The organism is Acidimicrobiia bacterium, assembly GCA_035948415.1.
Lineage (GTDB): Bacteria > Actinomycetota > Acidimicrobiia > IMCC26256 > PALSA-555 > PALSA-555.
In genome coordinates this window covers 21,922-45,131 of sequence record DASZJD010000021.1, presented here as the reverse complement: position 1 = coordinate 45,131, position 23,210 = coordinate 21,922, and the positions used below count along the sequence as shown (strand labels likewise).

The window sequence follows — 23,210 nt, the reverse complement described above, 5'->3', positions numbered from 1 at the left end:
GTGGCGACGATCACCGCCCCACCCCGCGAGGACGACCTCGACCTCGCGCCCGCGACCGAGCCGGGCGGGCCGCGCGTCGTCCTGGTGCCGCCGCCGCCCCCGGCGCGCCGGCCGGGCTACGGGACCGGCTTCTGGGGCATGGTCATGGTCGTCGCGACGGAGTCGTTCATCTTCGTGGCGTTGCTGGCGGCGTACTTCTTCCTGCGGTCGTCGTCGTCGGCCTGGCCCCAGGGAAGCATCAAGGCCCCCGAGCTCTTCCCGACGTGGGTGTTCTCGATCGTCCTCATCGGGTCGAGCCTCCCGATCTTCTGGGGCGAGGCCGCCATCCGCCGCGGGCGCGTCCGGGTGCTCCAGGTCGCGCTCGTCCTCAGCTTCCTGATGGGCGCCGCCTTCCTCGCCAACGAGGGCTACGAGTGGGCCCACCTGACCTTCTCGTGGACGCAGAACGCGTACGCGTCGATCTTCTACGTCATCACCGGGCTGCACGGGATCCACGTGCTCGTCGGCCTGCTGATGAACGCCCAGGTCCAGGCAAAGGCCGGCATGGGCAAGATCTCGGCCCAGCGTCACGTCTCGATGCAGGTCTTCGGCCTCTACTGGCACTTCGTCGACGTGGTGTGGATCTTCGTGTTCTCGTCCCTCTACCTGTCGGTCAGCCTGCGGTGAGGACCTCCACGCTCCCCGACGTCGCCCACCACCCGCTGCGCTGGACCCTCGTGTCGCTTCCCATCGCCCTGTGGACCCTGCACCTCACCGTCTCGGCGGCCGTGGTCCACTTCACGTGCAGCCAGCCCGGGTGGCGCTGGGTCCTCTACGCGGTGACGGCGGTGGCCGGCCTGCCCGTCGTCGTCACCATCGGGCTCTCGGTGCTCGTCGTCCGCCAGACCGCGGGCGCCGACGCCGACGGTGTCACCGAGGACGACCAGATCGCCTTCCTCGGCTGGATCGGTGTCTTCGTCGGCGTCATCAACCTGGTCCTCATCGTGGCCGAGGGGATCCTCGTGCCGTTCCTGTCCAGCTGTGCTTGACGTCCTCCTCGTGGCGGCGGCGGTGGGGGTGGTCTCTACGTACGCGCGGGGCTGGGCGCGCACGCCGCCGTCGGCCCTCGCCGCTCGCCCGGTGCGCGTGCTCGCCTTCGGCACCGGGTTCGCGGTCACGGTGGTGGCGCTGGCGCCGCCGCTCGAGGCCGTCGCCGAGACCAGCCTCACCGCGCACATGGCCCAGCACGTCCTCCTCCTCGCCGTCGCGCCGCCGCTGCTCGTGGCCGGTCGGCCGGGCTCGGTGCTGGCTCGAGGGCTGCCGCTCGTCGCCGGGCCGGCCCGCCGAGCCTGGCGGGGCCTGCGCGCCGCCACCCGGCGGGCCGGGGTCGCCGTCCCGGCGGCGGCGGTCGCCCTCCAGGTCACGCTGATGGCGGCGTGGCACGTACCCGCGGTCTTCGACGCCGCGGTCCGCCGCCCCGCGCTGCACGGGCTCGAGCACACCACCTTCCTCGCCGCCTCGATCCTGCTGTGGTGGGCCGTCGCCGGCGCCGCCGCCCGCGGCCGGCCCGCGGTCGCGCTCCTGTGCGTGTTCACGGCCGGGCTCGCCTGCACCGCGCTCGGCGCGCTGCTGGTGCTGGCGTCGTCGCCGTGGTACCCGGCGTACGCGCATCGGGACATGTCCGCCGCCCTCGCGGACCAGCAGCTGGCCGGGATCGTGATGTGGGGCTTCGCGAACGTGGCCCTCGCCGTCGCCGCCGCGGTGCTGGTCGGCACGTGGCTGTCCGGCCTCGAGCACGTGGTCCCGTCGCGGCTGCGACCTCGGAGCGTCCCGTGATCATCCGGCGGCTGGTCCGGTTCATCGACGAGCGGCTCGGGACCACCCGGTTCGCTCGCCGGGCACTCAACAAGGCGTTCCCGGACCACTGGTCGTTCATGCTCGGCGAGATCGCGCTCTACGCATTCGTGATCCTCGTGCTCACCGGCACGTTCCTCGCCTTCTTCTACAACCCGAGTGGACGGCAGGTGACCTACACGGGCTCGTACGCGCCGCTCCGGCATGTCCGCATGACGCTCGCGTACCGGTCGACGCTGCGCCTGAGCTTCGACGTCCGCGCCGGGCTCGTGATGCGCCAGACGCACCACTGGGCCGCGCTCGTGTTCATCGGGTCGATCGTGGCCCACGTCGCTCGCGTCTTCTTCACCGGCGCATTCCGGCGGCCCCGCGAGATCAACTGGATCGTGGGGCTGACCCTGCTGGTCCTGGCCATGTTCAACGGGTTCACCGGCTACTCGCTGCCCGACGACCTCCTGTCGGGCACGGGGCTCCGGATCGCCTACTCGATCATCCTGTCGGTCCCGCTGGTCGGGGAGTGGGCGGCCTTCCTCGTGTTCGGCGGCCAGTTCCCTTCGGAGGACATCCTCTCCCGCCTCTTCGTCCTCCACATCTTCCTGGTGCCGGCGCTCATCTCGGGCCTCCTGGCCGCCCACCTCGCCATCCTCTGGCGTCAGAAGCACACCCAGTTCGCGGGCCCGGGCCGCACCGAGCGCAACGTGGTCGGGTCGCGGCTCTGGCCGACGTACGCGGTGAAGAGCGTGGGCCTCTTCGCGCTCATCGTCGCCGTGCTCGCCGGGCTCGGCGGCCTGGTCCAGATCAACCCGGTGTGGCTCTACGGGCCGTTCCAGCCCGCCGCCGTCACCACCGCGGCCCAGCCCGACTGGTACGTGGGATGGCTGGAGGGGGCGCTCCGGCTGGCGCCGCCCTGGGAGGCCCACGTGTTCGGCGGCACGATCTCCGAGGTGTTCTGGCCCGGCGTGCTGCTCCCGAGCGTCGTGTTCGGCCTCCTCTACCTGTGGCCCTTCCTCGAGCGACGCATGACCGGCGACGGGGCCGAGCACCACCTGCTCGACCGGCCCCGCGACCGCCCGGTCCGAACCGGCATCGGCGTCGGCGCGCTGACCTTCTTCGCCGTGCTGCTCGTCGCGGGCGGCCAGGACGTCGTCGCCAACGAGCTCGGGCTCTCGGTCGTGGACGTCACGCACGCGCTGCAGGTGCTCGTGTGGGTCCTGCCCCTCATCACCGGGCTCCTGGCGTGGAAGTGGTGCCGTGACCTGCGCGCCGGCGAGCCCGGGGGCGGCCCCGCCACCGCATCCGAGCCCGCGCCCCGCGCGCCGGCGATGCCGGCGTCCGGCGCGCTGCGGCACCTCGCCACCGGCGCCGGGACCCTCGGCCGGGCCGTCGGGGGAGCCGTCGCCGGGCTGGGCGCGGCTCGCCACGGGCTCGGTCGGGCGCGCCGCCAGGCCTAGCGCGCCGCGCTCGACCTCGGGCTCGCCGGACCACGCTCGGCCCGTCGGCCGCCGACACCCCGCCCGCCGCCGCCGCTACGTTCCTCGCCCGATGACGTGTCGGGCCGAAGCCGACGCCGCCCCGTGAGGCGGGCTCGCACGGCGCTGCTCGCGGTCGCGGTCGCGACCGCGGCGGCCTGCAGCTCGACGGTGACGAGCGTCGGGGGGTGTGGCATCCAGCCGGGCTCGGTGTGCATCGGGACCTACATGTACCGCGGGCACCTGGCGATGGCGAACCTCTACGGCGCCGACCTCACCCGGGCCGACCTCCGGCGCGCCGAGCTCGCGGCCGCGGTGCTGACCGGGGCCCGACTGCGGCACACCAACCTGCGCGGCGCCGACCTGCGCCACGCTCACCTCGAGGACGCCGACCTCGGCGGGGCGGACGTGCGCGGGACCAGGTTCGACGACGCCTGGCTCGACGGCGCCACCTTCATCGGGGCCCGGGGGGTCTCGGCCGCGCAGCTCGAGCGCGGGATCGTCTGCCGGACCGTCGTCGCGGTCGGGGTCGTGCTCAACGACGACTGCTGAGCGCCGCCCCGGCCAGCGCGGGCTCGGCCGCCACCGGGGCCACCGGCGCGCCGCGGGCCGCCGACCGGCGCCCCCAGGCCTCGGCGACGCGAACGCCGACGGCGTACACGACGACGGCGTAGACCCAGCCCAAGAAGATGTCGAACACGTAGTGCTCGCCCATATACACGAGCGCGAACGCCATCGCCAGCGGGTACAGCGGCAGGAGCCAGCGCCACCGCCCGGCCGACCGCCAGAAGAACAGCATCAGCAGCACCGGGTACGCGCCGTGCAGCGAGGGGATCGCCGCCACCGGGTTGGCGAGGCTCCCGCGAGCGGACAGCACGCTCGCCCCGTTGTGGAGGCCGAGGTGCACCCACACCTCGTCGACGATCTTGCTGGTCGGCGCGAGAGCGTGGGACTGGCTCGCCAGCCACGGCGGCGCCGCGGGGAAGAAGGCGTACGTCACGAAGCCCGCGAAGCTCAGCGCCACGAACAACGCCGCGAACCGGTGAAAGCGGTGGTAGGCGAACTTCCAGAGGGCGGCGGCGACGAGGATCGCGGCGAAGAAGTGCGACAGGTAGACGAGGAACGAGAGGTAGTCCCACCAGTGGGGCTGACCCGGCGTGAAGATGGCGCGCTGCAGCCACACCGTCGGGACCGTCCCGAACATGAACTTGTCGGCGTCGATCTGCGGCGTGACGTGGACCGTGAACCAGTGGTCGGCCTGGCCTCGCAGCAGGTCGTACGCGAACAGGACCACGAACAGCGGGGCCCAGTCCCGCACCACGCGGGCCACGTGGCGCAGACGTCCCGCGCCCGTGGCCACGAGGCCGGTCCCGATGATCGTGAACAGGTGGGTCCGGTCGGTCGTCACGCCCCACCGGGCCAGGAGCACGCCCACGGCCAGCAGCCACACCGCCAGCGAGACCTGGAGGCGGGTCGGGCGCCACCGCCGGCGCGCCGCGCCGTACGGGGGCGAGGTCCCCACCTCCGCGACCTCGAGGGTCGCGGGGTCGGCCGTCATCCGGGGGGCGTGCGACGGAGGGAGGCGCGCAAGGTTCCGAATAGTAGGGGAGGACCTCGCTCCCGGTGGGTACGCGGCCTCGTCGCGTCGCTCCGCCGGTACGCTCCGCGTTGCATGCGCTCGGCGGCCGACCCCGCGGACGCGCCGCCCGCCGCCCCGACTGCTGCGCCCGCGAGCGCACGCGCGGCGGCGCCGACGCGCCGGTCGGTGACCCGCGGCCCGCTGCTCGTCCTCGTGCTCGCGCTCGCGGCGATCGCCGTGCACGTCCCGTCGCTGACGAACCGCTCGTTCAACTCCGACGAGGCCTACGCCGCCACCCAGGCCCAGGTGCTGAACCGCGGCGGCCGTCTCTACGTCGACACCGTCGACCGCAAGCCGCCGGTCGTCCCGTACCTCTACGCCGCCACCTTCGCGGTCACGGGCCGCGACGACCTGCTGGCGGTGCGGATCCTCGCCCTCGGCGCCGACCTGGCGACGGCGCTGCTGCTCGCGGCGGAGGCGCGGCGGCGGTTCGCCCGCGACCACGCGGGCCTCATCGCCGGTCTCCTCTTCCTCGGCGGCTCCGCCGCCCTCTACGCCACCGACGCGCAGGCCGCGAACTTCGAGCGCTTCATGCTCCCGCTCATGGTGGCCGGCTTCGTGCTCGCGGCGCGGGCGCGCCCCCTCGCGGCGGGCGCCGCGCTCGGCCTCGCCACCCTCACGAAGCAGACCGCCGCCGCCACGCTGCTCCCGGCCGCGCTCCTCGCCTGGCGGCCCGGACCCGACGGTCGATCCCGCCGCCTGGCCCGGCTCGGCCTCGGGTTCGCGGCGCCGATCGTGGTCGCGACGTTCGCCCTCGGCGGCTCGGACTTCCTCCACTGGGTGTTCACCGGCAACGGCGGCTACCTCGCCACCGGGGGGGCGGTCGGCTTCACGATCCACCGGGGGCTGGTGCAGACGCTCTGGTTCGTGCTCGCCAACGTCGCCCTGGTCGGGCTGGCGGCGCTGGCCTGGCGGCGGCGGCGCCTCGACGTCGACCTGTGGCTGTGGACCGCCTCGGCGGTCGTCGCCGTGGCCACCGGGCTGCGCTTCTTCGGCCACTACTACCTCCAGCTGCTGCCCCCGCTGGCCCTGCTCGCCACCCGGCCGCTCGTCGCCGCGTCCCGGCGGGCCTGGGCCGCGACCGCGCTCGCCCTCGCCGTCCCCATCGCGTTCTTCGCGCACCAGCAGATCGGGAGCCGCCCCTCCCACACCGAGGTCGTGGCCGCCGACCTCACCCGCTACGTGCAGCGCACGGTCGCGCCGAACGACCGCGTCCTGGTGTGGGGTCACCTGCCCGAGGTGTACTGGCGGTCGGACCGGCCCCCGGCGACCCGTTTCGAGACCACGGAGTTCCTCACCGGCGAGAGCGGCGGCCGGCCCCCGAGCGTGGCCGGCATGGACGACGCCGCGCCCGGAGCCTGGTCCGACTTCGAGGCCGACCTCCGTGCCCACCCCCCCATGCTCGTGCTCGACCTCGCCCCGGCCAACGTCCGGAACGGGCGCTACGAGGCGATCGCCCGGTTCCCGCGCTTCGGCCGCTTCCTCCGCCGCGGGTATCGGCCGGTCGCGACCATCGACGGTGTGGTCGCCTACCGGCGGCGGTGAGCCTTCATCCTCGGGGCGGCGGGAGCGGCGACACCGGGTGGGCCCGCCGCACCCGCGTGGCCACCGCGGCGCCAACCGTCCCGACGACGGCGGCCAGGGCCAGAGCCCCGAGCAGCTGGCCGGGCGGCAGCGCGGCCCGGTCTCCGGCCAGCAGCCCGCGGTCGGTCTCCCGCAGGACCCAGATCAGGACCCGGACCGGCACCCACAGCACCACCGCCCCCGCCGCCGCTGCGGCGCCGTTCTGGAGTGGCGCGGCCCTGGCCGTCCGTCCCCCCACGCCCCCGGCCAGGCCGTAGGCGACGAGGATCAAGGCCGACAGGGGGTAGACCCAGGCGCTGGTCGAGAAGTCCGTGACGTCGCGCTCGAGCACCGCCCGGACGATCGTCACCGGGACGATGAGGGCCAGGCCCACCGCCGCCCCGCGCAGGACCGCGCCCCCCTCGACCCCGTCTCGCCGCATGGGCTGCTCCTCGGCTCGGCCCGATCGATCATCGCGCCCACCCCGGGCGGGGCGGGCCGGCCGGCCCGGGCGGCGCCGCCGGGGTCGCCGGCCCCCCCGGAGGCCCGGGGCCCGGGGGCACGGGGGCTCAGCACCCCGGCGGACTGCGCCTCAGGTCGGCGGGAATACAGGCCGATGTTGGATCCGTTCCACCGATGTTCCCCTCCCCCAGGGGGGCGGCCCAAGAAAGCGGTGATGCCCGATGGCCATGCGGGCGATCGGCGCCTGGCGGAGCCAGGCCCGATGTCGGGGTGTCGACCCCGAGATCTTCCATCCCAGTGACGAGGACGACGGCGCCGAGGCGAAGGCGATCTGCGCCGTGTGCCCCGTCCGCGAGCCCTGCCTCGAGTACGCCCTCACGGCCCGGGAGAAGGACGGCGTCTGGGGCGGCATGACCGCCCGCGAGCGGCGCCGAGTCCTCCGCCAGCGTCGGAAGAGCGCCTGACCGGGACGGCGCCCGAGCCGGCGCCAGGTCCGCCGGTACCCTTCCGGCGGTGCAGTTCGACCTGACGCCCGAGCTCGCCGAGCTCCAGGCCACGGTCCGCAAGCTCGCCCAGGAGCGCGTGGCGCCCCGGGCCCGGGCTATCGACGAGACCGACGAGTACCCCCAGGACCTCTTCGAGCTGTTCGTCGACGCCGGGCTGACCGGGCTCTGCATCCCCGAGGAGCTGGGTGGCGCCGGCGCCGGGATCTTCGGGCTGACGCTCGCGGTCGAAGAGGTCTCGAAGTACTCGCAGGCGGCCGCGCTCATGCTCCTCCTGACCCGGCTGCCCACCGGCCCGGTGCTCATCGCCGGCAGCGACGAGCAGCAGCGCCGCTACGTCACCCCCGTCGCCACCGGCGCCGCCCGAGCCGGGTTCGGGCTCTCCGAGCCCCAAGCCGGCAGCGACGTCATGGGGATCCGCACCCGCGCCCGGCGCGACGGCGACGATTGGCTCATCAGCGGGACGAAGTGCTGGATGTCCGGCGTCCGCCAAGCCGACTGGTACTGCGTCTTCGCCAAGACCGGTCCCGTCGACTCGCGAGCCCACGACAGCGTCTCGGCGTTCATCGTCGAGCGGGACACGCCCGGGGTCTCGGTCGGCACCATCGACCGCAAGATGGGCGTCCGCGGCGTCGACACCGGCGAGCTGCTGCTCGACGAGGCGCGCGTGCCGGCCGAGAACGTGATCGGCGAGATCGGGGGCTTCCGGCTCGCCATGCTCGGGCTCAACGCCATGCGGCCCATCGTCGCCGCGCGCGGCATCGGTCTGGCCGAGGGGGCGCTGATGTACGCGGTGGACTATGCGCAGCAGCGCCGGGCCTTCGAGCGTACAATCGCCGACTTCCAGGGGATCCAGTGGAAGATCGCGGAGCTGGCCACGGAGATCGAAGCCGCCCGGCTCCTGACCTACCGAGCGGCCTGGATGGCGGACCGAGGGCAGTTCACGAAAGAGTGGGTGCCGTTCCTCTCCATGGCCAAGTACTACGCGACCGAGCTCGGGGTGAAGGTGTCGGGCGAGGCGCTCCAGCTGCTGGGCGCCGCCGGGTACATGCGCGATCACCCGCTCGAGCTCTACTACCGGGACGCCAAGCAGCTCACGATCGTCGAAGGCACGAGCCAGATCCAGCTCGGGCTCGTCGCCCGCGGGGTGCTCGACCGCGACCTCTGGTGGGACGCGTGACCCCCCGGCTCGCTCGATGAGCGACCTCGTCGCCCTCTGGCCGGACGTGCTCGGACGTCTGCTCCGCCGCGAGGAGCTGCCGCCCGAGCTCGCCGAGGCCGCGCTCGGGTCGGTGCTGAGCGGCGAGGCCACCGACGCCCAGATCGCCGCCTTCGCGACGATGCTGCGCGCCAAGGGCGAGACCCCCGCCGAGCTGGCCGCGCTGGTCCGGGCCATGCTGGCCCGCAGCGAGACGGTCGAGGTCGACGACACCGGTCCGCTCGTCGACACGTGCGGCACCGGTGGTGACCGAGCCGGCACCGTGAACGTCTCGACGATGGCGGCGCTGATCGCCGCCGGCGCCGGCGCCCGGGTCGCCAAGCACGGGAACCGGGCCGCCTCCTCGCGGTGCGGGTCGGCCGACGTCCTCGACGCCCTCGGGGTCGTCATCGACCTCGGGCCGAAGGGCGTCGCCCGCTGCATCACCGAGGCCGGAATTGGCTTCTGCTTCGCGCCGCGGTTCCACGCCGCCCTTCGCTTCGCCGCCGCCGCCCGCAGCCAGCTCGGCGTGCCGACCACCTTCAACTACCTCGGGCCGCTCGCCAACCCGGCTGGCGCGCCTCGCCGCACCGTCGGCGTGTCCGATCCGGCCATGGCCGAGCGGATCGTCGGCGCACTCGCGGAGCTCGGCGTCGAGCGGGCCCTCGTCTTCTACGGCCACGACGGGCTCGACGAGCTGACCACGACCACGACCTCCACGATGTTCGAGCTGCGCGACGGGGCGATCCGGCGCAGCGACCTCGATCCCACCACGCTCGGCCTGGCGCGGGTCGAGCGCGCCGCGCTCGCCGGTGGAGACGCGGCCGGCAACGCCCAGGCCGTGCACCGGGTGCTGGCGGGCCAGCGGGGACCGGTGCGAGACGTCGCCGCCCTGAACGCCGCCGCCGCCATCGTCGTCGCCGGCCTCGCCGACGGCCTCGCCGACGGCCTGGCCCAGGCGGCCGACGCGATCGACGACGGCCGCGCCGCGGCGGCGCTCGACGCGTTCGTGCGGACCAGCGTGGCGGCGCGAGACGCGGAAGCGGCCTGAGATGTCGCGCGCGCTCGAGTGCCCGAGCTGCGGGACGAGGACCCGCCTCGACGGCCTCAACGGCGACACCTTCCGGTGCGACCAGTGCGGGCAGGTCCTGAAGGTCCCGCCCGCGGCGCGCACCGCGGCGCCGGGCGCGGCGACCTCGACCTCGGGCAGCCCGCCGCCGCCCCGGCGTCGGCGCGCGCCCACCCCCGGCTCGGTCGTCGAGCCACCGCCCCGACCCTCGCCGCCGCCCCCCGTGGCACCGGGCCCGGTGGTGGCCGCGCCCGTGGCGACGGCCCGTGACCGGCCGCCGGTCGTCCCGCTTCCCGAGCGCGACGGCCGCGGCGAGGCCGGGAGGATCCCCCGCGACGCGCTGCCGCTCGGCGTGCGGATCGGCGCCTGGGTGCTCGCGGTGCCGGTCGGCCTGGCCATCGTCGGCGTGCCGGCGGCGATCCTCGGCTACCTCACCAGCCAGAAGCTGCTCGATGTGTTCGTGAAGCACACGTTGGGCCGCTTCGTGCCCCTGCTGATCATCGTCGTGCTCTGGGCCCTGGCGACGACGGTGCTCGTCGAGGTCTTCGTCGAGGGCGGCCGGTGGCTCATGCTCCGCCGCCGGCGTCGTGGCGCCCCCCGGCAGCCGGCCGCCCCTCCCGCCGAGGCCCGCGTCGACGCGGTGGAGACCCCGCCGCGCGTCCCGCCCCGTCACCGCCGCGCGGCGCGGACCCGGGGCTCGTAACGGGGGAGCGGCGGCAGGGGCGACGCCAGCGTCCCGTCGACGACCGCCGGCCGCAGCGTGGTCGCCCGGCGGCGCAGCCACCGGGCGATCTCGAGCATCTCGTCGACCTCGTCCCGCCGGGTGAGCGGGTCGGCCTCGACGACCGGCAGCGCGGGCGCCTCCCCGGGCAGCTGCAGCCGACCGTCGACGACCTCGAACCGACCCTCGGGGCCGTCGAGCACGAGGCGCCCGGCACGCCGCAGCCCGTCGACGAGACGCTGCCGCTCGAGGGCGCCGACGACCGCCCGGAGCTGGTCGCGCGCGGCGGCGGCCGCCTCGAAGCGGCCGGCGGCGGCCATCGCCGTCATCCGCCGCTCGAGCGGGCCGAGCAGCAGGCCCGGGTCCCGGGTCAGCGCCCGCACCGCGACCGCCACGATCGCCGCGTAGTCCGCCGCCGCCGTCAGGCCTGAGCAGGGGCAGGCGGCGACGCCGAGCTGGGCCGCGACGCACGGAGACCCGCCGAGCTGGGCCCGCGGCCCCAGGCGGCGACGGCAGCGGCGCAGCGGCAGCGCCGACTCGACCGCGTCGCGCAGCTCGTCGGCGGCGCGAGCCGAGGCCAGCGGCCCGACGTGGAGCCCGGCGGCGGGGTCGGCCTCGCGCACGACGGCCAGCCGTGGGAACCGCTCGCTCATCGTGAGGCGCAGGTACGCGTACTGGCGCCACCCCTTGGCGCGGCGGTTGAAGCGGGGCTGGAGCTCGCCGATGAGCCGAAGCTCGCGCACCGCGGCCTCCAGCGGATGCGCGCACCGGACGTGGTCGATCCGCTGGGTCTCGCGGAGCAGCTGCGGCACCTTGCGCCGGTCGTCGGTCGAGAAGTACGCGCGCACCCGGGTCCGTAGGTTCGTGGCCTTCCCGACGTAGAGCACCCGGCCGGCGCGGTCCCGAAACAGGTACACGCCGGGACCGCGCGGCAGGCGGGCGGTGAGCGCGAGCTTCCCGGCCGAGGGGTGGCGGGCCAGCCGTGGCAGCTCGAGGAGGTCGTCGAGCCCGAGCACCCCGAAGCCGGCGGCCCGCTCGAGCAGGGCGTGGAGCACCTCGAGGGTGGCGCGGGCGTCCGGGAGGGCCCGGTGGATGGGGTCGGTCCGCACGCGGAGGTGACGGGCCAGGGTGGACAGCCGCAGGTTCGGGACCTCGTCGCGGATCAGCCGCCGAGCCAGCGCCGCGGTGTCGACGCGCCGGTGCGAGAGACGCGCGTAGCCGCGGGCGGTGAGCGCGGCGTCGAGGAAGGCGACGTCGAACCGCACGTTGTGACCACCGATGACGGTCCGGTCAGCCGGACCGAGGAACTCGAGGAGCGCCGGGAGCACCTCGTCGATCGGCGGCGCCGGCAGGACCATCGCCTCCGTGATCCCGGTGAGCACCGTGATCATCGGCGGGACCGCCACCCCCGGGTTCACGAGGCTGTGGAGCTCGCCGAGGCACTCGCCCCCCCGGTACTTCACCGCCCCGACCTCGGTGATGGCGCAGGTGGCCGGGGAGGCGCCCGTCGTCTCGAGGTCGAGGACCACGAACGTCACCTCGTGGAGCGGGGCGCCGAGCTCGTCGAGGCTGCGCTGGACCGCCACGGAGCCCGGGGCGGGGAGCGACGTCGGCATGCCCTCGGCAGCGTAGCCGAACATATGTTCGACGACGAGAGCAACCCCGGCTACAGTGCGACGGTGGGCCCGGCGGCGCGCTACCGGTGCACGGCGTGCGGGAACGTGACCCGCTTCGACGTGGTGGCGGTACGCCGCACGCAGGCCTTCCACCACTACAACCTGGCCGGGGACCTCACGGTCGAGGACGAGTCGATCCTCGAGGAGCGGGTGGCCGAGGTGCGGTGCCGCTGGTGCGGGGCCGCCGGTGACGCGATCGAATCGACGCCGCCGGGGGCCGGCGCCGCCGCGACGGGCTGACCGACCCGCGGGTCAGGCGCCGAGTACCTGGACGAGGATCGTGCGGGTCCGGGGGCGGTCGTCGAGGTCGATGCAGACGATGCGCTGCCAGGTGCCGACCGCCAGCCGACCGTCCCGGACCGGGACGCTGACCGACGGACCGAGCAGCGCGGCGCGCACGTGGGCGTGGCCGTTCGTGTCGGCGTTGCGGACGTTGTGCTCCCAGCGCCGGCCGCGGGGCACCACCTCCTCGAGCACGACGTTGAGGTCGGCGTTGCAGCCGGGCTCGCACTCGATCGTCGTCACGGCGCAGGTGGAATGGGCGACGAACACCGTGCACAGCCCGTCGCGCACGTTCGTCTCCTCGACGACGCGCTGCGCCCGCTCGGTCAGGTCGATGACCTCGCCGTCGCCCGCGGTCGAGATCCGCAGCTCCTCGCAGCTGGCCTGCACGGGGCGGGAGTGTATGCGTCGCCGTTCGGCCCGGTGCCGCCGATCCACCGTCGTCTCGCCGTCACCCGGACCGCAGGGCCGCCTCGGACCCGCGCCGCGCCGCGACCGCGGTTGGCGCTTCGACCACGCCCGGCCGGGCCTGGACGGCCGGCCTCCGACGCCGGCTGGGCTGTCACACCGGGACGCGAGGCTGACGCCGTGCGGATCGACTGCGACGAGTGCGTGATGCAGGGCACCGAGGCCTGTGACGACTGCGTCGTCACCTTCCTGGTGCGCCGCCAGCCCCGGTCAGCTGTGGTCCTCGACCTCGACGAGGAGCGAGCGCTGCGGTGCCTCGCCGGCGCCGGGCTCGTCCCTGGCCTGCGCCACGTCACGCGCCCCGAGCCCTAGCCGGCCCGGGCCGGGCCGGGCCCGGTGGCGACGTCAGGCCCCGACCTCGCGGCGCAGCGCGCCCACGGTCGCCTGCTCCTTCGCCCGGTGCGCGAAGGGGTCGAAGCGGAAGATGCGCATCGCGTTCTCGTGCGTGATCTTCGCGATCTCGTCCTCGGGCACCCCTTCGAGCTGCTTGGCGATCGCCTCGGGCGAGTGCGGCCACGTGGAGTCGGAGTGGGGGTAGTCGCACTCCCACGTGATGTTGTCGAGCCCGATGCGGTGACGGTCCTCGACGCCGGACCGGTCGCTGATGAAGCAGAAGGTGAAGTGCTCGAGCGCGACCTCGCTCGGCAGCTTGTCGCCGAAGTCCTGGTGGGTCCAGAACCGGTGCTGCTGGTAGACGTAGTCGACGCGCTCGAGCCAGTAGGGGATCCAGCCGGTCCCGCCCTCGGACAGCGCGAACTGCAGGCTCGGGAACCGGCGGAGCACCGACGACCAGAGGAGGTCGGTGGCGGCCTGCATGGTGTTCAGGGGCGTCAGCGTGATCATGATGTCGATCGGGGCCCCCGGCGCGATCTCGAGGGTGGTGGACGACGACCCGATGTGCAGGCAGATGATCGTGCCCTCGTCCTGGCAGGCGGCGAAGAACGGGTCCCAGTGGTCGCCGAAGATGTGCGGCCACCCGAGCTTGAACGGGTTCTCCGAGAAGGTCACGGCGTGGCAGCCCTTCTTCGCCACCCGCCGCACCTCGTCCGCCATGAGCTGCGGGTCCCAGATCGGGGGGATCGACAGCGGGATGAACCGGCCCGGGTAGGTGCCGCACCACTCGTCGATGTGCCAGTCGTTGTAGGCGCGCAGGAGCTGCAGCCCGACGTCGAGGTCCTTCGAGCGCGAGAAGAGCTGGCCGCAGAACTGCACGAAGCTCGGGAAGCACATCGAGCCGAGCACCCCGTTGCGGCTCATGTCGCGGATCCGATCGTGGATGTCGTAGCAGCCGCTGCGGATCATCTCGTACGACGTCGGCTCGATGTTGTACTCCTCGGGCGGACGTCCGGCGACGGCGTTGAGGCCGATGTTCGGGATCTCGGCGTCCTGGTAGACCCACACGTCGGTGCCGTCGTCCTTGTGGACGCTGCGCGGCGCGTACGGCTTCCACTTGTCCGGCAGATGGGCGTCGAAGAGCGTCGGCGGCTCGACCACGTGGTCGTCGACGCTGACCAGGATGAGATCCTCGGCATTCGGCATGCGATGCTCCCGCTCGTGCCTGACGTCGCCGTCAGCCTAGGTCCCCCCGGATAGCCTCGCCTCACACGAACCGGGGGGAGACGATGACGGACCCGAGCCTGACCGACTTCGCGCTGGCGCTGGCCCGGGTGTGGCTCGGGATCATGATCTTCGCCCACGGGTGGCGCCATCTCGCCGCCACGCGTTCCGGTCCGGGGATCGCCCGATGGTTCGAGAGCCTCGGGCTGCTCCCGGGGCCGCTGCACGCCTGGAACGTCACCGTCACCGAGCTCCTCGTCGGCGTCGCGCTCGTCGCCGGCTTCCTCACCCCGCTGGCCTACGGCGGTCTCTGCTCGTTGCTGCTCGTCGCCGCGGTCACGAACCACCGCAAGAACGGCTTCTTCATCAACAACCCGGGGGAGGGCTGGGAGTACGTCGTCACGGTCGCCGTCGTCGCGATCGCGCTCGGAACCCTCGGCCCGGGGAACTGGTCACTGGACCACGCGGTCGGATTCTCGTTCCCGTTCGAGAACGGCACCGCGCTGCTCATCACCGCCCTGCTGGGACTGGGCGGCACCGCGGGATTCCTCGCCGTCTTCTGGCGCCCGCCCGCCGAGCAGCCGAGCTGAGGCTCACCCGCCGGTCGTGACACCGGCGCCGGCGAGGGCCGCCGCGAGCGCGGGCACGACGCGGTGCCAGTCGCCCACGATCCCGATGTCGGCGGCGTCGAAGACCGGGGTGTCCCGGTCCGGGTGGACGGCCAGGATCGTCCCCGCGGCGCAGGCACCGACCATGTGCTCGAACGCGCCCCGCACGCCGACGGTCACGTAGAGCCGGGGCGCGATCGCGCGTCCGGTCAGCCCGACCTGGCGCGCGTGGGGGAGCCACCGCCGGTCGGTGACCGGGCGCGTGGCCGCCAGCTCGGCGCCGAGGCCCTCGAGGAGCGGCGCCAGCGCGGGGTACTCGGCGCGGTCGACGCCGAGCCCGACGCCGACGACGATCGGGGCGCGCGCGAGGAGGTCGAGGTCGTCGTCGCGGCTGCGGGAGCGCACCCGGAGCCGCGACCGGCGCTCGAGCGTCATCGTGCGGATCTCGGGTCGGCCGGCGGCCCGCGGCCTCGGCAGGGCCAGCGAGCCCGGCCGCACCGCCACGAGCTGGACCGGCGACGACGCGCTCACGGTGACGAGCAGCTGCCCGCCGAGCACGGGGACCCCGGCGGCCAGGCGGCCGTCCTCGCCCAGGGCGAGCTCGACGGCGTCGCCGATCAGGCCGGCCCCGAGCTGCGCCGCGGCTCGCGCCGCCACCTCACGACCCCAGGCCGTGCTCGGCGCCAGGATCGCCCACGGCGTCGCGACCCGCGACCAGGCCGCCAGGCCGCCGGCGACGTCCTCCTCCACGTCCGACCCCTGCAGGTGCACGACCGCGTCGGCGCCCCACGAGGCCAAGGCCTCGGCGTCGGGGGGCTCGGGGCTGACCGCCACGACGTGACCGTCGACGGCCGACGCCAGGCGCGCCGCAGCGCCGAGGAGCTCGCGGCCGACGTGGGAGCGGTGCGGCTCGACCGCCACCGCCACCGCCTCGCCGCGCTCGCCCTGCGCCGGTGGGATCGGCGCGCCGAGGGCGGCGGGGGCGTCGAGCGCGCCGCGCTCGCGGAGCCGGGCCACGGCCCGACGCGCCGCGTCGTCGCCGGCGCCGTCGAGCACGAGCCGCTCCCGCTCCACCGCCCGGGTCCGCACCGCGCCGGTCCGGGTCGGGCTCGCCGCCGCCCCCCACGGCCCCGACCCGAGCTCGGCCGCGGTCAGCACCTCGAGCGGCCCCGGCGGCGCCGCCGCCGACGCGGTCCAGCTCGGGTCGATGAGCCGCTCGGCGCACGACACGACCGCCGGCACCTCCACGTCCACCTGGGCCCAGCCGTCGTCTCGTTCACAGCGGACGCGGAGCGTCTCGCGCTGGACGCTCAGGTGGCGGGCCCCGCCCACGAAGGGCAGCCCGAGCAGCTCGGCGAGCTGCGGACCGACCCCTCCGACGTCGGCGTCGACGTCGCTGCGGCCGGCGAGGACGAGGTCGTAGTCGCGGCGTGACACGGCGGCGGCCAGCGCCCGCGCCGTCGCCAGCGTGTCCGAGCCGGCGAACCCCGGACCGGCGAGCAGGACACCGTCGCACACCACGTCAGTCGCGTGGCCGGCCTCCATCGCGGCGCGCACGAGGTCCGCGGCGCGCGCCGGTCCGAGCGTCAGCACCGTGACCGTGCCGTCTCCCACCGCCGCCGCCAGCTCACACGCCTGCGCCACCGCGCGCAGACCGTACGGGTCGGCGACGAGCTCACCGTCCTGCTCGCGCCACGAACGCTCACGGTCGGTCGGGGCGGCGGCGAGGGCCAGCACCGGCTTCAGCAGGGCGGCGATCCGCACGGCGGCGCAGCGTAGGCTGCACCCCGCCGGTCTCACGGAACGAGCAGGTCATGCCGACACGGGAAGCGGTCATCGTCGACACCGTCCGCACTCCGGTCGGGAAGCGCAAGGGCGCGCTCGCGGGCTGGCATCCGACCGACCTGCTCGGGTTGACCCTTCGGACGCTGCTCGAGCGTCACGACGTCGACCCCGGCCGGGTCGACGACGTCGTCGGCGGGTGCGTCACCCAGGCCGGCGAGCAGGGCTGCAACGTGACGCGGAACGCCTGGGTCGCCGCCGGCCTCCCGTGGCACGTGCCGGCGACCAGCGTCGACCGCCAATGCGGGTCGTCGCAGCAGGCGGTCCACTTCGTCGCCCAGGGGGTGATCGCCGGCGCCTACGACCTCGCGATCGCCTGCGGGGTCGAATCGATGACGCGCAGCCCCATGTCCAGCAACGCTCGGGGCGGGACCGGGCCCTTCAGCCCGGCGTTCCTCGAGGCGTGCAACGGCGTGCTCGGGATCCAGTTCTGGGTCGCCCAGGTCCTGGCCGAGAAGTTCGGGATCACCCGCGCCGAGATGGACGAGTTCGCGCTCGAGAGCCATCGACGGGCGCACGCGAACACCACGAGCGGGTGGTTCGCCGAGGAGCTGGTCCCGGTGCCGATTCGCGACGCGCAGGGCGCCCCGACCGGCGCGGTGCTGACCGCGGACGAGGGGATCCGCCCGGACACCTCGCTCGACGCCCTCGCCGCGCTCCCGCCGGCCTGGGTGTCCGACGACCAGCCGGCCCCCGACATCACCGCCGGCAACTCCTCGCCGATGAGCGACGGCGCGTCGGCGATGCTCATCGCCGAGCGGTCGACCGCCGAGCGGCTCGGCCTGCCGGTCCGGGCCCGCATCGCGCACTTCGCGGTGCTCGCGGACGACCCCGTGCTCGTGCTGTCGGCGCCGAACCCGGTGACCCGCCGGCTCCTCGAGCGCTCCGGGCTGCGGATCGAGGACTTCGACGCCATGGAGTGCAACGAGGCGTTCGCCTCCATCGCGCTGATGTGGGCCAAGGAGTTCCGACCCGACCCCGCTCGGCTCAACCCCCGCGGCGGCGCCATCGCGATCGGCCACCCGCTCGGTGCCAGCGGGATCCGGATCATGACGACGCTGCTGCACCACCTCGAGACGGTCGACGGCCGGTACGGCTTCCAGACCATGTGCGAGGGCGGCGGTCAGGCCAACGCCACCGTGATCGAGCGTCTGGCCTGACCCGTGGTCGAGCTGCGGGCCGGCTCGGCGTCCGTCGTGCTCGACCCGGCCCGCGGCGGACGCGTCGAGCGGCTCGTGGCCGGGGGCCTCGACCTGCTCGTGCCCCCCGACCTCGACGACCACAACTACGGGGCGTTCCCCATGGCCCCGTGGGCCGGTCGGATCCGCCACGGCCGGTTCCGGTTCGACGGCGTCGACTACGAGCTGCCGTGCAACGATCCGCCGCACGCCATCCACGGCGTCGTGCGCGACCGACGGTGGCGGGTCGACGACGCGTCCACGTCGACGGCGGTGCTCTCGGTGCCGCTCGGCGCACCCTGGCCGTTCGGCGGCCGGGTCGTGCAGCGGGCGGCCCTGGCCCGAGACGCCCTGACGCTCACCCTGGAGGTCCACGCGGCCGACCGCCCGATGCCCGCCACGTGCGGCTGGCACCCGTGGTGGTACCGGTCACCCCCGGGGGCGGCGGCGCCGCTCGAGGTCGAGCTGCACGCCGACGCCATGTTCGCCCGCGACGACGAGGGCATCCCGACCGGCGAGCTCGTCCGCGTCTCGCCCCCGCCGTGGGACGACTGCTTCACGCAGCTCGGCTCGCCGGCGGCGGTGCTGCACTGGCCCGGGACGCTGACGGTCACGCTCGAGACCGACTGCGCGACGGTCGTGGTGTTCACCGAGCCCGAGCACGCCGTCTGCGTCGAGCCCCAGTCCGGGCCGCCGGACGCGGTCAACCTCGGCGTCGCGACGGTCGTGGCCCCCGGCGAGCCCCTCGTGGTCCACGCCACGTTCCGCTGGGCCGGGTAGCCCGACGCGGCCCGTGGGTACCATCCGCCCGGTGCCTCGCGACGTCGACCTCGCCGCGCTCGACGCCTACTGGCGCGCCGCCAACTACCTCACCGTCGGCCAGATCTACCTGATCGAGAACCCCCTCCTGCAGGAGCCGCTGCGGCCCGAGCACATCAAGCCCCGGCTGCTCGGACACTGGGGGACCTCGCCCGGTCTCAACCTCCTCTACGCGCACCTGAACCGCGTCATCCGCGAGCGTGACAACGACGTCCTCTACATCGCCGGTCCGGGGCACGGCGGCCCCGCGGTCCTGGCCAACGTGTACCTCGAGGGCACCTACACCGAGGTGTACCCCGACGTCACGATGACCCGGGAGGGCATGGCCCGGCTGTTCCGGCAGTTCTCGACGCCGTACGGCGTGCCGAGCCACGTGAGCGTGCCGACCCCCGGGTCGATCCACGAGGGCGGCGAGCTCGGATACTCCCTGGTACACGCCTGCGGCGCCGCCTTCGACAACCCCGACCTGGTCGTCGCCTGCGTCATCGGCGACGGCGAGGCCGAGACCGGCCCTCTGTCGGGCTCGTGGCAGGGCATCGACTTCCTGAACCCGGCCCGCGACGGCGCGGTGCTGCCCATCCTGCACCTGAACGGGTACAAGATCTCGGGCCCGACCGTGTTCGGCCGCTCCTCGGACGACGCCGTCGCGTCGGTGCTGGCCGGGTACGGGTACGACGTCCACTTCGTCGTCGGCGACGACCCGCCCCGGGTGCACGAGGCGCTCGCCGGCACCCTCGACCGGTGCTTCGACGCCATCGCCGAGATCCAGGGCGACGCCCGCCGGCTCGGAGTCGGCGCCCGTCCCCGGTGGCCGGCGGTGGTGCTGCGCACCCCCAAGGGCTGGACCGGGCCCAAGACCGTCGACGGCGAGCCGGTCGAAGGCACCTTCCGGGCCCACCAGGTCCCGATCCCCACCCCGCGGGAGAACCCCGAGCACCTCCGGCTGCTCGAGGAGTGGCTCCGCTCCTACCGCGCCGACGAGCTCTTCGACGCCGACGGGCGCCTCCGGCCGGAACTGGCCCAGCTGGCACCGACCGGCGACCGCCGCATGGGCGCCAGCCCGCACGCCAACGGCGGTCGCGTGCTCACCCCGCTCGAGCTGCCCGCGGCCAGCAGCTACGCCATCCCCGTCCCCCGCCACGGCGCCGAGCTCCACGAATCGACGGCCCGCTTCGGCGAGCTGCTCCGCGACGTGTTCGTGAAGAACCAGCCCGCGGCGAACTTCCGACTCTTCTGTCCCGACGAGACCAACTCGAACCGGCTCGGGGCCGTGTTCGAGGTCGAGAACCGCTGCCTGCTCGAGCCCACGATCCCGATCGACGACCACGTGAGCAACGACGGCCGGGTGATGGAGGTCCTGAGCGAGCACAGCTGTCAAGGCTGGCTCGAGGGCTACCTGCTCACGGGTCGCCACGGCGTGTTCGCGACGTACGAGGCGTTCGCGATGGTGTCGGCCTCGATGACGGTGCAGCACGCCAAATGGCTCGAGGTGGCCGCGGATCTCCCGTGGCGCGAGCCGGTGGCATCGCTGAACGTGCTGCTGACCTCGACGGCGTGGCGCAACGACCACAACGGGTTCAGCCATCAGGGCCCGGGCCTGATCGACATCGTCATCACCAAGCGCGGCAACGTGGCCCGCATCTACTTCCCCCCGGACGCCAACTGCCTCCTCTCGGTCGCCGACCATTGCCTGCGTAGCCGCGACCAGGTGAACCTGATCGTGATCGACAAGCAGCCCCAGCCCCAGTGGCTCGGCATGGAGGAGGCTCGCGAGCACTGCCTGCGGGGCGCGTCGATCTGGGACTGGGCCGGCACTCCTGGTTGCGAGGACCCGGACGTGGTCCTCGCCTCCGCCGGCGACATCCCCACCATGGAGCTGCTGGCGGCGGCCGCACTCCTCCACGAGCGCGTGCCCGAGCTCGCCCTCCGCGTGGTGAACGTCGTCGACCTGATGGCGCTCTTCTCGCCCGAGCTGCACCCGCACGGGATGGGCGAGGACCGGTTCATCGAGCTCTTCACCGCCGGTCGCGACGTGGTCTTCGCGTTCCACGGCTATCCGAGCGCGGTGCACGACGCGGTGCACGGGCGTCCCCGCCCGGATCGGTTCCACGTGCGCGGCTACCGCGAAGAGGGCACGACGACGACGCCCTTCGACATGGTCGTGCGCAACGGGATGAGCCGCTACCACCTGTGCATCGAGGCCCTCCGTCGGGCCCGCCGGGTCCCGGACAGCGCCGAGGACGTCATCGAGTACTGCAACGCCCAGCTGAAGCGCCATCCGCGGTACATCCGCGAGCACCTCGTCGACCTGCCGGAGGTGCGCGACTGGCGCTGGCCGGGTTCGTGACCGACCCGGCCCCCCAGGTCGTCCTGTGCGTCAACGGCGGATCGTCCACGATGAAGTGCGCCGTCTACCGCGTCGGCGACGCCGAAGAGCGACTCGGGGCGTCGAGCGTCGACGGGAGCGGCGTCGCCGCGCTGGGGGCGGCGCTGGACGCGCTGGGACCGGCGCAGCGCGACGTGACCGCGATCGGCTACCGGGTCGTCCACGGCGGGCCGCACCGCGACCAGCCGGCGCGCGTCGACGACCGGCTGCTCAGCGACCTCCGCGCGGCGGTGCCGTTCGCACCCTTGCACCTGCCCGCGACGCTGGACGTCATGGAGGCGCTCATCCGTCGCCATCCGGGGCTGCCCCAGGTGGCGTGCTTCGACACCGCGTTCCACCGGACGATGCCCGAGTCGGCCTGGCGTCTCCCGGTGCCGTCGGCGCTCGTCGACGCGGGCGTTCGCCGCTACGGGTTCCACGGCCTCTCCTACGAGTACGTGGTCGGTGCCGTCGGTGCCGACACGCTTGGGCGGGCGGTGCTCGCGCACCTCGGCAGCGGCGCCAGCCTCGCCGCCGTGCGCGACGGGCGGTCCGTGCACACCACCATGGGGTTCACGCCCACCGGCGGCGTCGTGATGAGCAGCCGCAGCGGCGACCTCGATCCGGGTGTCCTCGTCTACCTCGCCCGCGAGCTCGGGTACGACGCCGATCGCCTCGAGCGGCTCGTCGACCAGGAGGCCGGCCTCCTCGCGCTCTCGGGGACGAGCGGCGACATGCGGACGCTGCTCGACCGTCGTGGCGCCGGCGACGATCGCGCCGCGCTCGCGGTGGAGGTCTTCACCACCCGGGTGCGCATGCAGATCGGCGCTTACGCCGCGCTCCTCGACGGCCTCGACGCGGTCGTGTTCACCGGCGGGATCGGGGCCCACGCCGCCTCCGTGCGCGCCGAGGCGTGCGCCGGGCTCGAGCCCCTGGGCGTGGGCGTGGACGCGGGGCGCAACGCCGCCCACGCCCCGATCGTCAGCCCGCCCGGGGCGCCGGTGACGGTGCGGGTCGTCGAGACCGACGAGGACCTCGTCATCGCCCGCCATACCCGGGCCGTGCTCGCGGCCTGACGCTCAGGCCAGCGGCAGCAGCGCCTCGAGCTGCTCGAGGTAGTGGGCAGGGGACCGGTGGCGCACTCGAACCGCCAGGCTCGTGGCGCCGGCCCGCCGGTGAGCCTCCACGGCGTCGGCGGTCGGCCCCGGGTCGTCGAGGGGGTCGAGGGGGCGCGTCGGCTGCAACACGACGTCGAGCGCCTCGTCGCGCTCGCGCCAGGCCGGCGTCGCGGCCGCCGCCTGGAGCAGGCCCGCCACCGCGTCGGGCTCGAGCGCGAACGGCGCCCACGCGTCGCCGAGCTCGACCGCGCGGCGCAACGAGCGCGCCGTGCGGCCACCGACCCAGATCGGGACGCGGGGCTGGACCCCGCAGGGATCGACCACGAAGTCGGCGAAGGTGTAGTGCGAGCCGGCGTACCGAGGCTCGGGCACGCCGAAGGCGGCTCGCAGCGCTCGGATGGCGTCGTCGCCACGGCGGCCGCGGTCGGCGAACGGCGCGTCGAGGAGGGCGAACTCCTCGGCGAGGGATCCCACGCCGACGCCGAGGACCAGACGGCCGCGACAGAGCCGGTCGAGGGTGCCGTAGCGCTTGGCGATGGCCAGCGGGTGGTGGTAGCCGAGGACGAGTACGAACGTGGCCAGCCGGATCCTGTCGGTGTGGGCGGCCAGGTATCCGAAGGTGGCCAAGGGATCCCAGTACGTGGCCCCGCGCACCGGTGCCACGTCCTTCGGGACGGCGACGTGCTCGCTGCAGGTCGCGAACTCGTAGCCGAGCTGCTCGGCGCCGACGACGATCCGCGTCACCTCGTCGATGCCCGCCTCGGCCTCCCAGCGGGCGTGCGCGCGGGGCAGCCGGGTCAGGACCGGCGTCACGATGCCGAACCGCATCGACGGCTCAGG

24 protein-coding genes are annotated in these 23,210 nt (G+C 74.4%); 17 read left to right on the top strand and 7 right to left on the bottom strand.

Annotated features, from left to right (window positions below; genetic code table 11):
• The 5 genes from VG869_02865 to VG869_02845 all read left to right on the top strand — a co-directional run bounded on the left by VG869_02865 (position 1) and on the right by VG869_02845 (position 3,854).
• Positions 1-666: a cytochrome c oxidase subunit 3 gene (locus VG869_02865; protein HEV3450122.1), complete on the top strand. Its 666-nt coding sequence runs from the start codon at positions 1-3 to the stop codon at positions 664-666.
• The gene (locus tag VG869_02860; protein HEV3450121.1) at positions 663-1,028 is read left to right on the top strand and encodes a hypothetical protein; all 366 of its coding nucleotides are present in this window, start codon (positions 663-665) and stop codon (positions 1,026-1,028) included. The genes VG869_02865 and VG869_02860 overlap by 4 nt, the downstream gene beginning before the upstream one ends.
• Positions 1,021-1,815: a cytochrome c oxidase assembly protein gene (locus tag VG869_02855; protein ID HEV3450120.1), complete on the top strand. Its 795-nt coding sequence runs from the start codon at positions 1,021-1,023 to the stop codon at positions 1,813-1,815. Before VG869_02860 ends, VG869_02855 begins: the two co-directional genes overlap by 8 nt.
• A complete protein-coding gene (locus tag VG869_02850) occupies positions 1,812-3,284 on the top strand; it encodes a cytochrome bc complex cytochrome b subunit (protein HEV3450119.1) in 1,473 nt (490 codons plus the stop codon). Before VG869_02855 ends, VG869_02850 begins: the two co-directional genes overlap by 4 nt.
• A gap of 123 nt (positions 3,285-3,407) precedes the next feature.
• Positions 3,408-3,854 (top strand): pentapeptide repeat-containing protein, encoded by a 447-nt coding sequence (locus VG869_02845; protein ID HEV3450118.1) that lies wholly within the window; start codon positions 3,408-3,410, stop codon positions 3,852-3,854.
• Here VG869_02845 and VG869_02840 read toward each other — a convergent pair.
• Complete coding sequence (locus VG869_02840) at positions 3,838-4,860, bottom strand: phosphatase PAP2 family protein (GenBank protein HEV3450117.1); 1,023 nt, start codon at positions 4,858-4,860, stop codon at positions 3,838-3,840. The two genes, VG869_02845 and VG869_02840, sit on opposite strands and share 17 nt — an antisense overlap.
• Before the next feature lie 114 nt (positions 4,861-4,974).
• Between VG869_02840 and VG869_02835 the strand changes: the two genes are divergently transcribed.
• Positions 4,975-6,486, top strand: coding sequence for a glycosyltransferase 87 family protein (locus VG869_02835; protein ID HEV3450116.1), 1,512 nt, complete (start codon positions 4,975-4,977; stop codon positions 6,484-6,486).
• 4 nt (positions 6,487-6,490) lie between these two features.
• On the opposite strand, the gene VG869_02830 is transcribed toward VG869_02835, so the two are convergent.
• Positions 6,491-6,946 (bottom strand): hypothetical protein, encoded by a 456-nt coding sequence (locus tag VG869_02830; GenBank protein ID HEV3450115.1) that lies wholly within the window; start codon positions 6,944-6,946, stop codon positions 6,491-6,493.
• Positions 6,947-7,187: 241 nt separating this feature from the next.
• On the opposite strand from VG869_02830, the gene VG869_02825 reads away from it, so the two are divergent.
• From VG869_02825 to VG869_02810, 4 genes are read left to right on the top strand one after another with little or no spacing between them, the layout of a single operon-like run.
• Positions 7,188-7,430, top strand: a complete 243-nt coding sequence (locus VG869_02825; GenBank protein HEV3450114.1) for a WhiB family transcriptional regulator — start codon at positions 7,188-7,190, stop codon at positions 7,428-7,430.
• Positions 7,431-7,479: 49 nt separating this feature from the next.
• Positions 7,480-8,649, top strand: a complete 1,170-nt coding sequence (locus tag VG869_02820) for an acyl-CoA dehydrogenase family protein (protein ID HEV3450113.1) — start codon at positions 7,480-7,482, stop codon at positions 8,647-8,649.
• Between the two features lie 16 nt (positions 8,650-8,665).
• On the top strand, positions 8,666-9,718 hold the full coding sequence (gene trpD, locus VG869_02815) for an anthranilate phosphoribosyltransferase (protein ID HEV3450112.1): 1,053 nt from the start codon (positions 8,666-8,668) through the stop codon (positions 9,716-9,718).
• A gap of 1 nt (position 9,719) precedes the next feature.
• Positions 9,720-10,439, top strand: a complete 720-nt coding sequence (locus VG869_02810) for a hypothetical protein (protein HEV3450111.1) — start codon at positions 9,720-9,722, stop codon at positions 10,437-10,439.
• Here the strand turns inward: VG869_02810 and VG869_02805 are convergent.
• Complete coding sequence (locus VG869_02805) at positions 10,406-12,073, bottom strand: DEDD exonuclease domain-containing protein (protein ID HEV3450110.1); 1,668 nt, start codon at positions 12,071-12,073, stop codon at positions 10,406-10,408. The genes VG869_02810 and VG869_02805 overlap by 34 nt on opposite strands.
• Positions 12,074-12,136: 63 nt before the next feature.
• Between VG869_02805 and VG869_02800 the strand changes: the two genes are divergently transcribed.
• A complete protein-coding gene (locus VG869_02800) occupies positions 12,137-12,373 on the top strand; it encodes a hypothetical protein (GenBank protein ID HEV3450109.1) in 237 nt (78 codons plus the stop codon).
• 12 nt (positions 12,374-12,385) lie between these two features.
• Here VG869_02800 and VG869_02795 read toward each other — a convergent pair whose 3' ends face one another.
• Complete coding sequence (locus VG869_02795) at positions 12,386-12,805, bottom strand: secondary thiamine-phosphate synthase enzyme YjbQ (GenBank protein ID HEV3450108.1); 420 nt, start codon at positions 12,803-12,805, stop codon at positions 12,386-12,388.
• A gap of 198 nt (positions 12,806-13,003) precedes the next feature.
• Between VG869_02795 and VG869_02790 the strand changes: the two genes are divergently transcribed.
• Positions 13,004-13,195, top strand: coding sequence for a hypothetical protein (locus VG869_02790; GenBank protein ID HEV3450107.1), 192 nt, complete (start codon positions 13,004-13,006; stop codon positions 13,193-13,195).
• 33 nt (positions 13,196-13,228) lie between these two features.
• Here the strand turns inward: VG869_02790 and VG869_02785 are convergent, their stop codons facing one another.
• Complete coding sequence (locus tag VG869_02785) at positions 13,229-14,422, bottom strand: amidohydrolase family protein (GenBank protein ID HEV3450106.1); 1,194 nt, start codon at positions 14,420-14,422, stop codon at positions 13,229-13,231.
• 83 nt (positions 14,423-14,505) lie between these two features.
• Between VG869_02785 and VG869_02780 the strand changes: the two genes are divergently transcribed.
• Entirely contained in the window at positions 14,506-15,030 is a 525-nt protein-coding gene (locus VG869_02780) for a DoxX family protein (protein HEV3450105.1), read from the top strand.
• Between the two features lie 3 nt (positions 15,031-15,033).
• Here the strand turns inward: VG869_02780 and VG869_02775 are convergent, their stop codons facing one another.
• Entirely contained in the window at positions 15,034-16,812 is a 1,779-nt protein-coding gene (locus VG869_02775) for an FAD-binding protein (protein ID HEV3450104.1), read from the bottom strand.
• A gap of 50 nt (positions 16,813-16,862) precedes the next feature.
• Between VG869_02775 and VG869_02770 the strand changes: the two genes are divergently transcribed.
• From VG869_02770 to VG869_02755, 4 genes are read left to right on the top strand one after another with little or no spacing between them, the layout of a single operon-like run.
• The gene (locus VG869_02770) at positions 16,863-18,050 is read left to right on the top strand and encodes an acetyl-CoA C-acyltransferase (GenBank protein HEV3450103.1); all 1,188 of its coding nucleotides are present in this window, start codon (positions 16,863-16,865) and stop codon (positions 18,048-18,050) included.
• 3 nt (positions 18,051-18,053) lie between these two features.
• Positions 18,054-18,848: an aldose 1-epimerase gene (locus VG869_02765; protein ID HEV3450102.1), complete on the top strand. Its 795-nt coding sequence runs from the start codon at positions 18,054-18,056 to the stop codon at positions 18,846-18,848.
• A 31-nt stretch (positions 18,849-18,879) separates the two neighbouring features.
• Entirely contained in the window at positions 18,880-21,234 is a 2,355-nt protein-coding gene (locus tag VG869_02760; protein ID HEV3450101.1) for a phosphoketolase family protein, read from the top strand.
• Complete coding sequence (locus VG869_02755) at positions 21,231-22,328, top strand: acetate/propionate family kinase (protein ID HEV3450100.1); 1,098 nt, start codon at positions 21,231-21,233, stop codon at positions 22,326-22,328. The genes VG869_02760 and VG869_02755 overlap by 4 nt, the downstream gene beginning before the upstream one ends.
• Positions 22,329-22,331: 3 nt before the next feature.
• On the opposite strand, the gene VG869_02750 is transcribed toward VG869_02755, so the two are convergent.
• On the bottom strand, positions 22,332-23,198 hold the full coding sequence (locus VG869_02750) for a TIGR03619 family F420-dependent LLM class oxidoreductase (protein ID HEV3450099.1): 867 nt from the start codon (positions 23,196-23,198) through the stop codon (positions 22,332-22,334).
• Positions 23,199-23,210 lie beyond the last annotated feature (12 nt).

What these genes read in the sequence shown, in the direction of transcription:
- VG869_02830 (HEV3450115.1), bottom strand. Translation starts at nt 6,946, where the DNA reads ATGCGGCGAGACGGGGTCGAGGGGGGCGCGGTCCTGCGCGGGGCGGCG.
- VG869_02840 (HEV3450117.1), bottom strand. Translation starts at nt 4,860, where the DNA reads ATGACGGCCGACCCCGCGACCCTCGAGGTCGCGGAGGTGGGGACCTCG.
- VG869_02780 (HEV3450105.1), top strand. Translation starts at nt 14,506, where the DNA reads ATGACGGACCCGAGCCTGACCGACTTCGCGCTGGCGCTGGCCCGGGTG.
- VG869_02770 (HEV3450103.1), top strand. Translation starts at nt 16,863, where the DNA reads ATGCCGACACGGGAAGCGGTCATCGTCGACACCGTCCGCACTCCGGTC.
- VG869_02835 (HEV3450116.1), top strand. Translation starts at nt 4,975, where the DNA reads ATGCGCTCGGCGGCCGACCCCGCGGACGCGCCGCCCGCCGCCCCGACT.
- VG869_02750 (HEV3450099.1), bottom strand. Translation starts at nt 23,198, where the DNA reads ATGCGGTTCGGCATCGTGACGCCGGTCCTGACCCGGCTGCCCCGCGCG.
- VG869_02810 (HEV3450111.1), top strand. Translation starts at nt 9,720, where the DNA reads ATGTCGCGCGCGCTCGAGTGCCCGAGCTGCGGGACGAGGACCCGCCTC.
- VG869_02805 (HEV3450110.1), bottom strand. Translation starts at nt 12,073, where the DNA reads ATGCCGACGTCGCTCCCCGCCCCGGGCTCCGTGGCGGTCCAGCGCAGC.
- VG869_02785 (HEV3450106.1), bottom strand. Translation starts at nt 14,422, where the DNA reads ATGCCGAATGCCGAGGATCTCATCCTGGTCAGCGTCGACGACCACGTG.
- trpD (HEV3450112.1), top strand. Translation starts at nt 8,666, where the DNA reads ATGAGCGACCTCGTCGCCCTCTGGCCGGACGTGCTCGGACGTCTGCTC.
- VG869_02825 (HEV3450114.1), top strand. Translation starts at nt 7,188, where the DNA reads ATGGCCATGCGGGCGATCGGCGCCTGGCGGAGCCAGGCCCGATGTCGG.